The sequence below is a fragment of the Microbacterium paludicola genome, from assembly GCF_015235415.1.
GTDB lineage: Bacteria > Actinomycetota > Actinomycetes > Actinomycetales > Microbacteriaceae > Microbacterium > Microbacterium paludicola.
Map to the genome: position 1 here is coordinate 44,587 of NZ_JADGLL010000020.1, position 13,162 is coordinate 57,748.

General features: G+C 68.0%; 16 protein-coding genes. All 16 read left to right on the plus strand.

Annotation, left to right across the window (positions count from 1 at the left end):
• Positions 1-6 precede the first annotated feature (6 nt).
• Entirely contained in the window at positions 7-1,845 is a 1,839-nt protein-coding gene (locus IR155_RS09445) for a type IV secretory system conjugative DNA transfer family protein (RefSeq protein WP_135114588.1), read from the plus strand.
• Positions 1,842-2,234: a hypothetical protein gene (locus IR155_RS09450; RefSeq protein WP_067028575.1), complete on the plus strand. Its 393-nt coding sequence runs from the start codon at positions 1,842-1,844 to the stop codon at positions 2,232-2,234. Before IR155_RS09445 ends, IR155_RS09450 begins: the two co-directional genes overlap by 4 nt.
• A complete protein-coding gene (locus IR155_RS09455; protein WP_167760755.1) occupies positions 2,231-2,740 on the plus strand; it encodes a hypothetical protein in 510 nt (169 codons plus the stop codon). The genes IR155_RS09450 and IR155_RS09455 overlap by 4 nt, the downstream gene beginning before the upstream one ends.
• Entirely contained in the window at positions 2,737-3,183 is a 447-nt protein-coding gene (locus IR155_RS09460) for a single-stranded DNA-binding protein (RefSeq protein WP_167760756.1), read from the plus strand. The genes IR155_RS09455 and IR155_RS09460 overlap by 4 nt, the downstream gene beginning before the upstream one ends.
• Positions 3,184-3,309: 126 nt before the next feature.
• Positions 3,310-3,693 (plus strand): ArsR/SmtB family transcription factor, encoded by a 384-nt coding sequence (locus IR155_RS09465; RefSeq protein WP_135114590.1) that lies wholly within the window; start codon positions 3,310-3,312, stop codon positions 3,691-3,693.
• Positions 3,693-4,637 (plus strand): cation diffusion facilitator family transporter, encoded by a 945-nt coding sequence (locus tag IR155_RS09470; RefSeq protein WP_134746310.1) that lies wholly within the window; start codon positions 3,693-3,695, stop codon positions 4,635-4,637. Before IR155_RS09465 ends, IR155_RS09470 begins: the two co-directional genes overlap by 1 nt.
• A gap of 733 nt (positions 4,638-5,370) precedes the next feature.
• The gene (locus IR155_RS09475) at positions 5,371-6,369 is read left to right on the plus strand and encodes a flavin-containing monooxygenase (protein WP_228066961.1); all 999 of its coding nucleotides are present in this window, start codon (positions 5,371-5,373) and stop codon (positions 6,367-6,369) included.
• 11 nt (positions 6,370-6,380) lie between these two features.
• Positions 6,381-7,046 (plus strand): copper resistance CopC family protein, encoded by a 666-nt coding sequence (locus IR155_RS09480; protein WP_135114591.1) that lies wholly within the window; start codon positions 6,381-6,383, stop codon positions 7,044-7,046.
• Complete coding sequence (locus tag IR155_RS09485) at positions 7,036-7,578, plus strand: signal peptidase II (RefSeq protein WP_135114592.1); 543 nt, start codon at positions 7,036-7,038, stop codon at positions 7,576-7,578. The genes IR155_RS09480 and IR155_RS09485 overlap by 11 nt, the downstream gene beginning before the upstream one ends.
• Positions 7,575-7,913 carry a DUF6804 family protein gene (locus IR155_RS09490; protein ID WP_134746307.1) on the plus strand — a complete coding sequence of 113 codons (339 nt, stop codon included), beginning with the start codon at positions 7,575-7,577 and terminating at the stop codon, positions 7,911-7,913. The genes IR155_RS09485 and IR155_RS09490 overlap by 4 nt, the downstream gene beginning before the upstream one ends.
• Before the next feature lie 7 nt (positions 7,914-7,920).
• Positions 7,921-8,868: a cytochrome c oxidase assembly protein gene (locus tag IR155_RS09495; protein WP_135114593.1), complete on the plus strand. Its 948-nt coding sequence runs from the start codon at positions 7,921-7,923 to the stop codon at positions 8,866-8,868.
• A gap of 129 nt (positions 8,869-8,997) precedes the next feature.
• Positions 8,998-9,357, plus strand: a complete 360-nt coding sequence (gene cmtR / locus IR155_RS09500) for a Cd(II)/Pb(II)-sensing metalloregulatory transcriptional regulator CmtR (protein WP_067028645.1) — start codon at positions 8,998-9,000, stop codon at positions 9,355-9,357.
• The gene (locus IR155_RS09505; protein ID WP_194210319.1) at positions 9,354-11,270 is read left to right on the plus strand and encodes a heavy metal translocating P-type ATPase; all 1,917 of its coding nucleotides are present in this window, start codon (positions 9,354-9,356) and stop codon (positions 11,268-11,270) included. Before cmtR ends, IR155_RS09505 begins: the two co-directional genes overlap by 4 nt.
• Entirely contained in the window at positions 11,270-11,887 is a 618-nt protein-coding gene (locus IR155_RS09510; protein WP_135114594.1) for a cadmium resistance transporter, read from the plus strand. The genes IR155_RS09505 and IR155_RS09510 overlap by 1 nt, the downstream gene beginning before the upstream one ends.
• A 103-nt stretch (positions 11,888-11,990) precedes the next feature.
• Complete coding sequence (locus tag IR155_RS09515) at positions 11,991-12,407, plus strand: signal peptidase II (RefSeq protein WP_228066972.1); 417 nt, start codon at positions 11,991-11,993, stop codon at positions 12,405-12,407.
• Between the two features lie 184 nt (positions 12,408-12,591).
• The gene (locus tag IR155_RS09520) at positions 12,592-13,014 is read left to right on the plus strand and encodes a hypothetical protein (RefSeq protein WP_135114595.1); all 423 of its coding nucleotides are present in this window, start codon (positions 12,592-12,594) and stop codon (positions 13,012-13,014) included.
• Positions 13,015-13,162 lie beyond the last annotated feature (148 nt).

The following is a 13,162-nucleotide window of genomic DNA, read 5'->3' on the forward strand; positions in this document are numbered from 1 at the left end:
CACGGGATGAACGGAATACTCGGAAAGGCCGTCGCGGTGGCGACTGCTGTCGCCGTCGTCCTCAGCATCGCCTTCGCCGCGCTCACCGAAGCTATCGTCCGCGTCGCATGTGGGGTGCCGCCAGAGCCAGCATCGTTGTTCTCGGGGCTCTGGCTCGGGATCACCGGCGATCCCGATGGGTATCTACCGATCGCCGGATGCGAGGTTCCTGTTCTCGCGATCCGACTCGTCGACCTCGTCGTTGTCTTCCTCGTCGTGGGTTTGGCCACGTGGGCGTGGGTCACGTACCGCCGCTATCGCCAGTCGGACCAATCGTTCATCGCCGACCTCCGGAGCCGTCCCGGTTTCGCCGAGGCATCGGAGATCCGCAAGCACCTCTCAGCGAAGGCGGTGCTGAAGCGAGCGAGGCAACTCCGGCCCGACATCAGCCAGCCCCGCGCCACCGATGTGGGCTGGCGGGTCGGAAGCTCCCGCGGGATGGACGTCTTCGTGTCCATCGAGGACTCTGTCGCACTCGAGGGCCCGCCGCGCTCGGGAAAGGGATACCGCGTACTGATCTCGGCGATCCTCGACTGGTCGGGGCCGCTCATCACGACGTCGACCACGAACGACAACCTCACCGCGACGCTCCGGATGCGCGAGCGCCGCGGGCAGGTGCACGTGTTCGACCCGCAGGGACTCTCCGGCGCGCGGCATCCGCTTCGCGTCTCTCCGATCGCAGGGTGCGAGGACCCGCTGGTCGCCATGCAACGCGGCGCCGCGATCATCACCGGCACCGCGCTCGGTGCCTCGAACACCAATGGCGAGTGGGCACAGGCATCCGGGGTCGTCCTCGGGCGCCTTCTGCACGCGGCGGCCGTCGGCAACTGCTCGATCGAAGACCTCTACAACTGGGGCACAAGTCCGATCCTCGCGCGCAGGTCAGCTGTCTCGATCCTCCGTTCGGACGGCGCCCCTGGCTGGGGCGACAACCTCGAAGCGACCCTCGCTTCGGACGACAAGCTCGTCTCGTCGATATGGTTCGGCGTACAGGGCGCCGTCGCACCGCTCGCCGTCCCGAAGATCCGCGATGCACTCATGCCACGGCCTGGAGAGCCGGTCTTCGATCCGCGCGCGTTCCTCGACGGCTCGAACACGCTCTACCTGATCGGGTCGGCTTCGGGAGCATCGGCGATGGGCGGTTTCCTCGGCGCGATGCTCGACGACATCGTCGAGGTCGCGCGCATTCGCGCCCTGGCATCGCCGGGGTCTCGGTTGCAGCATCCGCTCGGGCTGATCCTGGACGAGATCGTCAACATGTTCCGGTGGGGCAACCTCCCGCGGATCATGGCGGACGGCGGTGGCCGCGGGATCTGCACGTTCGTCGTGCTGCAGGCGCTCTCGCAGGCAGAGACGTCATGGTCGCGTGCCGAGGCCGACACAATCTGGGCGGCCGCGACGGCGAAGGTGTTGCTCGGCGGCGCCTCGCACGTGAACCACCTACGCGATGTCGAGGCCCTGCTCGGAACTCGGCAGACGCGACGGACTCAGCGATCGTGGTCGACGCGAGAAGCAGGGCACTCCACGAGCGAACACCACGAACGACTCGCACTCATGTCAGTCGACGAGATCCGACGGATGCCGCAGAACGTCGGTCTGCTGGCCTACCGCAACCGGCGCGGTGTACTGCTCGACCTCAGCGGGTGGGACGAGCGGCGCGATGCGCGCGACATCCAGGCGGGGAAGCGGTCCACCGAGGCCGAGCAACAGGGAGTCTTCGCGGAGGCGAGGAACCCAATTCCCAGCCCGGAACGTGTACCGGCCCCCGAACCGGAGGCGGATCCGGAGGCGGTGAGCGAGCCGTGAGCAATCGCCGGAAGACCGGCGCCCGCAACTCGTACCGGGCCGACTTCCTCCGCTCGCCCGCGTGGTTCGCGCGACGCGCGCGCTGGTTCCGCAGGCAGGAGCGGATGCGCCGGTCGCTACTCTGCGCGGGATGCGGACACCCCGCGACCCCCGAACAGCTCGAGCTGCACCACCTCGACTACGCGGGCGTTCGCTTCGCGAGCGGCGCGTGGCGGGCGTTCGAGCGTCACGACGACCTCGTGCCGTTGCATCCGTACTGCCACGACCTTCTCCACCGACTCATCGACCGCGACCGCGTGCTCGCCTATCACCGGGCCCGTCGCGTCGCATCGGCGATCGCGCTGGAGCGCCTCAGGATCAAGCTGCAGAACAGGGAGGCGACCTCGTGAGCGCGTTCGATCCCGGGGACATCGAGGGCCTCATCGCCGCAGAGCTCGCAGGGCTTCCGCGGCTCGGGCACGGCACTGATCCTCTCGGCTCACACCCGGTCGACTGGCGGCACCTGCCGCCGGAGCAGGTCGGTGTCGAGTGGACGGCGCTGCGCGAGTGGGTCGAATGGTTCACGGTGCGCTACACCGTGCCGGTCAGTGTGGTTCCCGACTGTTGGTGGAAGCACGGCGCGCTCGTCGAGGAACTCTCCGCCCTCCACGTCGCGCACCTTGCGGCCTTCGACGACAGCGACAGCGGCTTCGGGCCGATCGGATGGCACGAACGCCTCGCGCTCGCCCGCCCCCGCCTTCAGAACGCCGGGGCCGGATGCGCGAGCGGTCACTTCGAACTCAAGCCCCGCTCGTGGGATGCCGCGACCGACGAAGCGGAATGGGACGCGTGGATCACCGAGACCCACGCCGGCCGAGACACCGCCGTGTCTCATCAAGGAAAGGAAGCAGGATGACGACCAAGATCCCGGTCACCATCGAGGGCAACCTCACGGGTGACCCCGAGCATGGCGCAGGCGAGTCGGGCAACGAGTACGCCCGGTTCACCGTCGCCGTCAACGACCGTCGCCTCAACGAGACGACGAACCGGTGGGAGGACGCGGGCACGGTGTTCCACCGCGTCGTCGTGTTCAATCAGCAGTCCCGGCACGTCGCCAATTCGCTCCGCAAGGGCGACTCGGTGATCGTCGCCGGCGACCTCCGCTTCGGCACCTACACCGACAAGGAGACGGGCCAGGCCCGCGAAACTCGCGACATCATCGCCGACAACGTCGGCGCATCGCTCAAGTTCGCGAGCGTTGCGGTCGACCGGGTCCCAAAAGCCACGAGCCCCGCGGCTGACGCCTCGGGGCCTGTGGCGGCGCCGGTCTCGCATACCGGCGCCGGAGTTGCTCGCTGAGCCGAACTGACTCGAGCGGGACGAGAGTCAGCGTACTCTCGTCCCGCTCTGAACCCGCCACTGGTTATCGCTCTCAAGAAGGTCTTGTCACTAGAACTCATCGCAGATGAGCGTCATCATCGTCACATGACGATGATCGATGTCGAGCCGCCTCGGTTGGACGAAGAGGCAACCGCGGTTTATGCGCACCTGTTCCAAGCGCTCGGGGAGCCCGCCCGGCTGGCGGTCCTGCAGCACCTCGCGCGAGGCGAGCACCGCGTGCGCGATCTGGTCGATCACATTGGGCTGGCGCAGTCGACCGTCAGCAAGCACCTGAGCTTCCTGTTGGAATGCCGCCTCGTCGACGTACGCCCGGACGGCCGATCGTCCTGGTACTCGCTTTCAGAGCCAGCGGCGATCTCACATCTGATCGCTGCGGCCGAAGACTTGCTCGAAACGACGGGAACCAAAGCGGAGTTGTGCGCGCACCTGCGCCGCCGGAACCCGGCTGATGCGGAAGATGATCTCTGATGGGCGCGGGACACGACCACGGACCGACCGCAGCGGAGAGCGCGGGACGCCCGGGCGACCACCGCCGGAAGCTCTGGACGGCGTTCGGCATCACCGCGTTCATCGTGGTCGCACAGGCCGTCGGGTCGATCGTCACAGGCAGCCTGGCGTTGCTCACGGACACCGCCCATGCGCTGACCGACGCGTCCGGCTTGCTGGTGGCCCTCGTCGCGGCGACCTTGATGTTGCGGCCCGCGACATCCACGCGCACCTGGGGGTTCCGACGCATCGAGGTGATGGCGGCGCTCGGCCAGGCCACCCTCTTGCTGGGTGTCGGGCTGTACACCGCGATCGAAGGCGTCAAGCGCCTATTCGAGCCCCCGGAGGTCCCCGCCACTGAGCTGCTTGTGTTCGGCATCGTCGGGCTGACAGCGAACATTGTCGCGATCCTCATCCTCTCGTCGAGCCGCGGGGCGAACTTCAACATGCGCGCCGCGTTCCTGGAGGTCCTCAATGACGCGCTTGGCTCCCTCGGAGTGATCGTCGCGGCGATCGTGATCGTCACCACCGGCTTCCAACGGGCCGACGCCCTCGCCGGCCTGTTCATCGCGGCGCTGATCGTGCCACGTGCATTGACCTTGATGCGCGAGACAGCCGGCGTGCTGATGGAGTTCACCCCCAAAGGCCTCGACCTGGAAAAGGTGCGTGAGCATATCCTCGAGCTTGATCACGTCAAAGATGTCCATGACGTGCATGCCTCGACGGTCGCGACCGGACTGCCGACGCTCACAGCGCACGTTGTCGTCGAAGACACTTGCTTCACCGACGGGCACGCCGCCGAGGTGCTCCGGGAGGTCAAGGCGTGCGTTGCGGAGCACTTCGAGGTGTCGGTGCCCCACTCGACATTCCAGATCGAGACCGAACACATCAGCGACTATGAAGCCGACACGATCAAGCACGCGTGAGCACCGCATCGAGCGGGCTGGACGCCATCGGTTCCCGGGTGATCCAAAGACCGCCGTTCTATAGTGAGCGGGATGTCTCGGCCCGCCCCGCCCCGCCTCAGTGCGGTTCTGAGTGAGCGGCTCACGATAACGAGAATCATCACGAGCGTCGTGCTGGTTTTGCTGCTGTTGCTCGGTGCGTGGGGTGCGACCCATCTCGACCCCGAGACTGCGCCAGACAATGCGGCGACGGAAGTCGCGGCTGAGGCATCCGTCATTGCGGTGGAAGATGCGGCGGTTGTGGCGGATGCGAGCGGCACCGCTGGTTTCGGCCTCGCCGCTTGCCTACTCGGGGCGTTCTGCGGCCTGCTGCTCGTCTTGTCCTTCCTTCGGTTCCGCGGCAGGCACCTGCCCGGGGTGTTGGCAGTCGGATCCCGACGCGTCTGGAGACGCCCGATGAGGCCTGCCGTGGCGCGTCAACGTACGACGTTGACACTTTCTGAGCTGTCCGTCTCTCGGACCTGACTCACGGCACCGCCTGAGGGGCGGTGATCCGGCGCGCCCTGCGGAGGGGCACGTCGGTGCTGACGTGTCGTGAGTTCTGGATGCTTGGGAGCCCTGTTGTGAAAGCCTCTCAGAAGGCTGGTCTGATCGCCGCCGCCGTATTGGTGGTGTGCCTCGCCGTCGCGTTGGTCTGGTCCTTCGTCGCTGTGATCCTCCTGATCGTATGAGCGGGACGAGCGTGAGGATCGGCTTGTCGCACCGCCGTGCGATCATCGTCGGCGCCGGTCAAGCCGGCCTTGCTGTCGCCGCCGCCCTCATTTCACGTGGCCTCAGCCCGCAACGCGATTTCGTCGTCGTCGATCAATCTCCAGGCGTGCGCAGCTGGGAAACCAGATGGACGTCCCTGACGCTGCTCAGTGACGTCCGCCACAGCACGCTGCCAGCGCTGTCGTTCCCCAGTGAGCCGCAATCCCGGCCGCGGGCACGCGAGGTCGCGGCCTACCTGGGCGCGGTCGAGAAGCACCTCGGCATCGCGCCAATGTGGGGGGTGCGCGCAACCGGCGTCCGCCGCCTGGGCTCGAGCGCGACCCTCCTGCTGGAGACCAGCACCGGGAGCGTGCAGACCCGCAACGTCGTATGCGCCACCGGCGCGAACAGCCGACCACGCCTGCCCGCCTGGGCAGGAGACATCGCACCGCCCGGGCGCTTGATGCACAGCAGCGCCTACAGATCCGCGGCGGATGTGCCGCTCGGCGACGTGCTGATCGTCGGCGGAGGGAACGCGGGCGCGCAGATCGCTCGGGAGCTGAGCGGGACGCACCGCGTCACCCTCGCCGTGCGCAACCCGCGCCGCTACCGGCACGTCGCCACCTTCCCGCGGGCCGCCGGGCCCCGGAAGAGGCTCGGCAGTATTCGACCCGAGCCGTTGTTCGGCGACAGTTATGCGCAACTTCAGCGCGACGGCATCGACATCGTTCCCGCCGTCGTCGGGGCGAGCGATGCTGACGTGACGCTCGCTGACGGGCGTCGCCTTGCACCGGCGTCGGTGATTCTCGCCACCGGATTCCTCCCGGGCGACGACTGGCTGCCCGCTGAGGTCCGCGACGCTCCGCTCGGCCGGACGCGGACGAGCGTGCCCGGCCTGTTCGTCGCAGGCATGCCGGGCTACGGGCATCCAGGCTCCGAGAACCTTGACGGCGTCTGGCGAGACGCCGCGACGATCGCCCGACACATCGCCAACCGCCCGTGAAGGAATACGACATGACAAACACACCCGAACCAGCCCGCTCGGAGGCGCGTCGCCCTTCGAGGCCACGGCGAATCATCAGGGCAGCGATCGCGGTCGCCGTCGCGACTATCGGCCTGACGCTAGGCCCGTCGACGTCGGCGCTCGCCGCCGAGGACCTCACCTCGTCTTACCCCGCAGTCGATTCCGTCACAGCCACGGCGCCGGACGAGATGACCCTGACTTTCGACCAGGAGCTGCGCCCCGGTAGCGACGTGGTGCTCATCGAGGTGATCTCCCCGTCTGGAGAGAATGTCGTCGTGGACGAGGTCAGCTTCAACGGCGCCAGTGCCACACAGCATCTGGCAGCGAACGCGGGACCCGGTCAGTACCGCGTGCGCTGGCAGCTCACGTCCGACGGCGGCGAGTTGACTGAAGGTGAGTACGCGTTCACTATCGATCCTGCGCTGAACACGACTGCACCGTCCCCGGATCCGACATCGGACGCGGCGCCATCGCCACACCCCGACGAAGCTCCATCCGATTATGAAGCCGGCACGGCCCCGCAAGCAGACGGGATCTTCCTGCCGTTCATCGGCGTCATGTTTCCGATCGCGATCATCGCCCCCGTCGCCGGGATGGTCCTGATGATGCGACGGGACCGGAAGCGCCGAGACATGCGGGACTCCGATGAGGCATGAGCACCTCCTGCGGCTCGCGATGGCGTGCTCGGTCGCAGCGGCAGTGCTGGTGATCGATCAGGTGAGCAAAGCGCTCGCCATCGCGGAGCTGACTGGTCTCGGGCGGATTCCGCTGCTCGGAGACCTGTTGGGGCTGCAACTCGCATACAACCCCGGCGCAGCGCTGTCGCTCGGCGCGAACCGGACCTGGCTGATCACGCTCGTCGGCGTCATATTCATTGTCGCCGCCTGCGCCGCCCTCTGGCGCTCACGGACCATGGCACGCGTGGTCGGGCTCGCGCTCATCCTGGGCGGCGCGCTCGGCAACCTGGTCGATCGGCTGTTCGCTCCGCCTTCATTCGGGCAGGGGCACGTCACCGATTTCCTGGCCTACGGCGAGCTGTTCATCGGCAATCTCGCCGATGTCGCGCTCGGCATCGGCGTCGCGATCTTTGTGCTCGCCTACCTCCGCGAACGCAGGCGCGAAAGCGCGGCACCGGAGCGCGTGCCAGCCGCATCCGACATACCCGTGTCTCAGAACGGAGAATCATGAACCAACGCCCCCGGACGCCCTCGCAGTACCAGCGCAACGCGCTTGCCCCGAGCCTGATCGCCGCGCCGACACTGTTCCTCGCCCCGCTGCTGCTCGGCGGCGAGTGGGCGACGATCGTGCTGTTCATCGTGGCGATCTTCGCGATGATCACTGCGTGGTTCGCATTCCAAGCGCGCCAATGGTGGTGGATCATCGTGTTCGCCGCGATCGCCGTGCTATGGAACCCCGCATACCCGTTCCCGTTCGAGGGACCGTTGTGGACGGCTGCGCAGCCCGTGGCGGCGGTGACATTCCTCACCGCGGGCGCGCTCATCAAGATCCCGCGCCCGTCCTGACCTCGCGATGGACAGCCCACCGACCCTGCCGCCGCCGGGATTGCTCGAGTACCTCGCCCCTGGGCCGTACCCAGCATCGCCGCTGGCTGCACTGGGGATCCTGCTCGCCATCGCGTACCTCGCCGGCGCCGTGCGGCTGTGGCGGCAGGGGCGACGCTGGCCGGTCTCGCGCACGTTCTGCTTCCTCGCCGGCTGTGCGGCGCTGGTCATCATCATGGGGCTCGGCGTGGAGAGCTACGGATATGCGCAGTTCTCCGTGTTCATGTTCCAGCAACTCACTCTGATGATGGCGATCCCACCCCTGCTCGTCCTCGGTTCACCCGAGACGCTGCTGTTGCGCGCCACGCCGCACTGGGGTCTCGGACGTGCGGTGCTGCGTCTCGCCCACGGCGCGCTGCGCAGCCGTGCTGCCCGCTGGGCGTTGAGCCCCGCGGTAGCCCTTCCGCTGTACCTGCTGGCGTTCTATGGCCTCTACCTGGGGAACCTTGCCGACCCGATCCTGCGCCTTCCCGGCGGCCACCAGACGTTGGAGATCGGCTTCTTCCTCACCGGGATGCTGTTCACGATCCCCGTCCTCGCCGACGACCCCGTGCCCGCGCGGATGGGCTACGGGGCCCGAGCACTCGATCTGTTCGCCGAGGCGGCACTGCATGCCTTCTTCGGCGTGTTCATCATGATGAGCGACACACTCATGATCGGCACCTTCGTCGAGCCCACCGCCGCACTCGGCCTCGACCCGCTCGAGGACCAGCGCGTGGCGGGCGCCCTCGCCTGGTCCTACGGGGAGGCGCCCACGCTGCTCATGGTGCTGTACATCATGCACCGCTGGTTCCGCGAGGACACCGCTCGCGCCCGCGCACACGACCGATACGCCGACGTACACGGCGACGACGACCTCGACGCCTACAACGAGTACCTCACGCGTCTACGAGAACGAGACGAGAATGGTCATTGATCGATGTACAGGCATCGTATTTCCGCCGTCTGGCACTCCGCGACCGGGCGCCCGGCGCGAGGCGCGCGGCCCGGGTGCCCACCCAGAACCGCATTCGCGATAGGTCAGCATGCAATGTATAGTCAGTACATGCTGTCTATTGCTTCCCGTCTTGACGTGATGAACCGGCTCGGCCGTGCCATGGCGGATCCGACGCGCTCTCGGATCCTGATGACCCTGCTCGGGGGCCCGAGCTACCCCGCGGTGCTCTCCCGCGAGCTGGAATTGACGCGCTCGAACGTGTCGAACCACCTGACATGCCTACGCGACTGCGGGATCGTCGTCGCTGAGCCGGAGGGCCGTCAGACGCGCTACGAGATCGCCGATCCGCACCTCGCTGCTGCCCTAATTGCGCTGGTGGACGTGACGCTGGCTGTCGACGAGCACGCGCCGTGCGTGGACTCGGAGTGCACGGTGCCCGGCTGCTGCGGCGCAGGAGTGGACGCGTGAGCGCGGCGTGCGGCTGCGACCACGAGTCCCCCGCAGCGGTGGACGAGGATCTCGAGGAGTCGGAGCAGCCCTGGTGGAAGGATCGCGGCGTCATGGTGCCGGTCTTCTCAGGTGTCGCGTTCCTCACCGGGCTGGTCCTCGAGTGGTCAGGGGCGGAGATTCCGGCGCTCGTGCTGTTCTGGGTTGGTTTGTTGCTGGGCGCGTCGACGTTCACGCCGGGTGCGATCCGGAAGCTGTTCAAGGGCAAGCTCGGCATCGGGCTGCTGATGACGATCAGTGCGGTCGGTGCGGTCATCCTCGGCTATGTCGAAGAGGCCGCGGCGTTGGCGTTCCTGTATTCGATCGCTGAGGCGCTGGAGGATAAGGCGATGGACCGCGCCCGTGGCGGGCTGCGGGCGCTGCTGAAGCTCGTGCCGGAGACCGCGACCGTGCAGCGCAACGGTGCCTCGTTCGAAGTCGCCGCAAAGGACCTCGTGGTCGGGCAGGTCATGCTCGTCCGTCCGGGCGAGCGGATCGCGACTGACGGGATCGTCCGCGTCGGTCGCTCCAGCCTGGACACGTCCGCGATCACCGGAGAGTCGATCCCGGTCGAGGTGGAGCCCGGGGATGCAGTGTCGGCCGGCGCGATCAACAGCGCGGGGGCGCTGGAGGTCGAGACGACAGCGGCGGGCACCGACAACTCGCTCACCACCATCGTCGAATTGGTGGAGCAGGCGCAGGCGGAGAAGGGCGAGCGAGCGCGCCTCGCGGACCGGATCGCGCGACCGCTGGTGCCCGGTGTGCTGATTCTCGCTGCGCTGGTGGCAATCATCGGGTCGCTGCTGGGCGACCCGGAGGTGTGGATCACGCGCGCGCTCGTCGTGCTGGTCGCCGCCTCACCCTGCGCGCTGGCGATCTCGGTGCCACTGACCGTCGTCGCCGCGATCGGGGCGGCCAGCAAGTTCGGCGTGATCATCAAGTCCGGTGCGGTGTTCGAGCGTTTCGGCACCATCCGGCACGTCGCCGTCGACAAGACCGGCACCCTGACGCGGAACGAGCCGGCGGTCACCGCCGTCCTCACCACGGACGGCGTGACCGAAGTCCAGGCGCTGGCGTGGGCGGCGGCACTCGAGCAGCACAGCACTCACCCCCTCGCCGCGGCGATCACCGGAGCAGCCCCCGGCGTCCCGGCGGCCGCCGGCGTGTCCGAGCAGGCAGGGCATGGCATCGAAGGCACCGTCGGCGGCGCTCGCATCACGGTCGGCAGCCCGCGCTGGCTCGACGCCGGCGCGCTCGGCGACCGGGTCGCAGGCCTGGAGGAGCAGGGCATGACCGTGGTGATCGTGCACCGTGACGGGGCTCCGGTCGCTGCGATCGGTGTCCGCGACGAGCTGCGCCCAGAGGTCCCCGAGGTCGTGCGGACCCTCGCCGGTCAGGGCGTCGGACTGACGATGCTCACCGGCGACAACGTCCGCACCGCCCGGGCACTGGCCGCGCAGGCCGCGATCGGCGACGTGCGCGCGGAGTTGCGCCCGGAGGACAAGTCCGCGGCGATCGGTGAGCTGTCGAAGGCAGGACCGGTCGCGATGATCGGTGATGGCATCAACGACGCCCCGGCTCTCGCGGCGGCGGACATCGGCATCGCGATGGGAGCGACCGGCTCCGACGCGGCGATCGAGTCCGCCGATGTCGCCTTCACCGGCCACGACCTGCGCCTCATCCCGCGGGCCTTCGACCACGCGCGGCGGGGTCGACGGATCATCAACCAGAACATCATCCTGTCGCTGCTGATCATCACTGCGCTGCTCCCGCTGGCTCTGTTCGGGATCCTGGGGCTCGCCGCTGTCGTCCTGGTGCACGAGATCGCGGAGGTCATCGTGATCCTCAACGGCTTGCGCGCCGCCCGCACCCACGCCCCACGGTTGGAGAGCTGATGCTCGCGACCATCGGCTCAGCGATCGGCCTGTTCGCTGCGACCAACATCGACGACATTGTCGTGCTCACCGTGCTGTTCCTGGCCTCCGGCCGGGGGAAGCCGCGACCGTGGCAGATCGTCGCGGGTCAGTACCTCGGATTCATCACCCTCGTCGTCATCAGCGTGGTCGCCGCACTCGGCCTCACGATCGTCCCGGACGAATGGGTCGGGTTTCTCGGCCTGATCCCGCTCGGCATCGGCATCTGGACGCTCGTGCGCGGCCTACGCCGCAACGACGACGATGACGATGACGATGACGATGACGACAAGATCACCGCAGTCGGGATGTGGGGCGTGGCTGGGATCACGATCGCCAACGGGGCCGACAACATCTCCCTCTACACCCCGATCTTCCGCACCAGCGAGCCAGGCGAGGTCGCGATCATGATCGTCGTGTTCCTCGCCCTCGTGGCCGTCTGGTGCACGGCGGGACGGCTGATCGGAACCCACAAGGCCGTCACCGAGACGCTGGAACGCGTCGAGCACTGGCTCGTGCCGGCCGTGTTCATCGGCCTCGGCCTGTTCATCCTGATCGAATCCGGCGTCATCCTCCGCCTCGTCGAGGTCCTCGCATGATGCCGGAAGCGACAGGCGACGTCGAGCTCGGGCCGGAGAAGAACCTCGGCATGAACGCTGGCGGCTCACGGCGGGATCGCTGCTGCTCGCCGCGATCGTCCTCCTGGCCGATCAGGGAACCAAGGCATGGGCGGAAGCCACCCTCAGCGAGGAAGAGCGCATCCCGCTGGTAGGCGACGTGCTGGGACTGCAACTGGCCTACAACCCCGGTGCGGCTTTCTCCGTCGGTGAGGGCGCCACCTGGGTGTTCGCGCTGCTCGCCGTCGCCGCCACGGTCGCCGCGATCGTCTTCGCGTTCCGTGTCCGCCAGCCCGGGTGGGCGATCGTGACTGGCGCGCTCGGTGGGGCCGCCTCCTCACACGCAGGCGACCGCCTCTTTCGCCAACCGGGATTCGCCCGCGGCCATGTCGTGGACTTCCTCGCTTACGGCGACTGGTTCATCGGGAACCTCGCCGACGTCGTCATCGTCACCGCCGCGATCGCGGGGGCCGTCCTCATGATCCGCAGTGACGGGAACTGAGAAGTAGAGAATGACATGGCGTCGTCCTGGTGCAGAGGTCGCTGAGGTCATCGTCATCGTCAACTGCGTCCGGGCCGCCCACTCCACTGTGAGCGGCGCGGCCCGGCAGGACGAGCACGTTCACCCCGTGCGCGCAAATAAGAGTGGCACGCACCTCTCAGCAGCCGCGACTACCCTGGAATGCATGAACCCGATCGCCCACCGAACCCCCACGGGGGGCGATCGGCGGGCTGTTGCTCAGCTGCTGCTAGCGCTGGGAACTGCGGCTCTGATGTTCCTGGGAATCTGGACCTCATCTGCGCACGAGAGCCTCGAGAGCACATCGGTGCTGTCCGTCACGGCCGCGGCCGCGGATACCCCGGCCTCTCACGCCGAGGTGAGCGTCGCTCTCACCTCGACGGACGACGAGTTGGGAACCGGCGGGATGTGCTTGCTCGGCGCGCTGTGCGGTGTGCTCTTGGCGCTCATCGGATGGCGCGCGCTGGGCGGCCTCCGGCCGACCGCGATCATGTCGGCGGCGGGCCCGTCGCTGTCTGCTCTGCTCCCGCGGGTGCGAACGTTCTCACCTGCGGTGACACCGGCGCTGCTGGGAATTTCTCGGACCTGAACGGATCGGTGCGCGACGCCGCTTGTCGGCGCGCGTCGTTCGCACGCCCGGAGACTGGTCGCTTCTCGTCGCGCGCAGCCTGCTGCCGCGGCAGGGGCGCGCGGTGGCACACCCGGGCGTGATCCATCCGCCTCGCCCACCCCTGGAG

Coding starts and splice junctions, on each gene's coding strand:
- IR155_RS09445 (WP_135114588.1), top strand. CDS start 7: ATGAACGGAATACTCGGAAAGGCCGTCGCGGTGGCGACTGCTGTCGCC.
- IR155_RS09460 (WP_167760756.1), top strand. CDS start 2,737: ATGACGACCAAGATCCCGGTCACCATCGAGGGCAACCTCACGGGTGAC.
- IR155_RS09465 (WP_135114590.1), top strand. CDS start 3,310: ATGACGATGATCGATGTCGAGCCGCCTCGGTTGGACGAAGAGGCAACC.
- IR155_RS09470 (WP_134746310.1), top strand. CDS start 3,693: ATGGGCGCGGGACACGACCACGGACCGACCGCAGCGGAGAGCGCGGGA.
- IR155_RS09480 (WP_135114591.1), top strand. CDS start 6,381: ATGACAAACACACCCGAACCAGCCCGCTCGGAGGCGCGTCGCCCTTCG.
- IR155_RS09485 (WP_135114592.1), top strand. CDS start 7,036: ATGAGGCATGAGCACCTCCTGCGGCTCGCGATGGCGTGCTCGGTCGCA.
- IR155_RS09490 (WP_134746307.1), top strand. CDS start 7,575: ATGAACCAACGCCCCCGGACGCCCTCGCAGTACCAGCGCAACGCGCTT.
- IR155_RS09495 (WP_135114593.1), top strand. CDS start 7,921: ATGGACAGCCCACCGACCCTGCCGCCGCCGGGATTGCTCGAGTACCTC.
- cmtR (WP_067028645.1), top strand. CDS start 8,998: ATGCTGTCTATTGCTTCCCGTCTTGACGTGATGAACCGGCTCGGCCGT.
- IR155_RS09510 (WP_135114594.1), top strand. CDS start 11,270: ATGCTCGCGACCATCGGCTCAGCGATCGGCCTGTTCGCTGCGACCAAC.
- IR155_RS09520 (WP_135114595.1), top strand. CDS start 12,592: ATGAACCCGATCGCCCACCGAACCCCCACGGGGGGCGATCGGCGGGCT.